The organism is Alteromonas sp. CNT1-28, assembly GCF_022348345.1.
GTDB lineage: Bacteria > Pseudomonadota > Gammaproteobacteria > Enterobacterales > Alteromonadaceae > Alteromonas > Alteromonas macleodii.
The window spans coordinates 1-1473 of sequence record NZ_JAKREZ010000091.1 but is presented as its reverse complement, the minus strand read 5'-3'; the positions used below and the strand labels follow the sequence as shown (position 1 = coordinate 1473).

Sequence of the window (1473 nt, the reverse complement as noted above, 5' to 3'; positions counted from 1 at the left end):
ACAACCTACGAGGGCGTTATGATGGCAATCACTTAATCGTGATTGACCCACGAGCATAGACTGATGAGAAGGTGCTACGGCGGAACATGTAAGGTCAGCACTGCTCATTCAACGAATGAGTAACCTACGAATACCAGCATACTAACCGACGACATTACTGCCTCATCCGGTGCGTTAGCTCATTTATTTTAAGTGAGAAACAAAGCTAATTATGGACTGAAAGAATGTCAGGGATACGCTCGTTCAGGGTTGACAAAGGGAGTCATACCAACACCCCACTAAGGGGCGATAACACATAGGCTAAAATTAGGAACGAAGTGACGCAGCCTATGTGTTAGCGTCCCAGCGAGCAGCGCGAGTGCCTTTAGTGTTTTGTTATACGACACTTACAGCCTCTGCCTGAACTGTAAGCTCACAATCGTTTTCTAATGGAAGTACATTATTCTTGTCAGGCCAGAACAAGACCCAAATTGGTATTTCTCTATCATAGTAATCCAATGCAATACCGGCATATTCGCTTTTCCATTCACTTCGCATTTCTTTAAACATTGTTTCAAAGTTATCGCTAAGTAAGCCGCTAAACTTTGTATCACAGTTAAAAGTCGCTCCGTTTTTTATTTCAGCAGCGATGTTTGAAAGAAGTGTATGCATAACATCCTTTCTCAGGCCGAATACCATGATTTCAGGGTGAGAATAACTTTCGAACAAACCTATTGTATACGCAAAATTTGGTCTATCCCCTTCGGCATCAAATACATACTGGAATTGCCATCCATATTTTTCAATATTATCCGTTATCTGCACAATGTCTCCATGTCGTATAACGCAGTGTTAACCGGCAAATTGTAGTGGAACAGGCATGTGGTAAACAGAGCGCAGCGAACCACATGCTTGTGGAGCGTAGATTTGTCCGCGTTTAACACTTTGTTAGGCGAATTTTTCTATTTTGGATAATAACATTTGTTTCAATTTAGCCTTATCACTACATGAAAGATTTGAGATTTGAACAATACTTCTATCATTGGCTGTCTGAATGATTAGTTGACCTAATCTGAAAATCACTCGCTCAATACTCGAATAGCTAATTACAAATCCATTTTTGTTACTTGCTCTTTGCCGAATCACCAAGAAACTATCGCATAACGTTATAACTGGAAAATTAACAGATTTATAGAAAGATATCGAAACCAAAAATAAGGCAATCATGCAGAATGGAAGAAATGTAATTAAATGCATAAATGAATCACGACTATGATCAAAAAAATGCCAGAATGGAAATACAGCTACAATGATAGTCAAACACAAATATGAGCATCTATTTAAATTACTTTCCCAGAATTTCATATCAAACATCACTCTCTAGACTCGATCGCCTAACTTTTCAATAACGGGCGCAGGAACGTAGGGCATAATGGCGAAGCCGCCCTGCGTGTATGCGTCCCAGCGAACGAAGTGAGCGAGTTTATTGAGTTG

General features: G+C 39.9%; 1 protein-coding gene. It reads right to left on the bottom strand.

What is annotated here, in order from left to right; all coding sequences use genetic code 11:
- Window positions 1-375: 375 nt before the first annotated feature.
- The gene (locus tag MHN02_RS21435) at window positions 376-804 is read right to left on the bottom strand and encodes a DUF4262 domain-containing protein (protein WP_239247971.1); all 429 of its coding nucleotides are present in this window, start codon (window positions 802-804) and stop codon (window positions 376-378) included.
- Between the last annotated feature and the right edge of the window lie 669 nt (window positions 805-1473).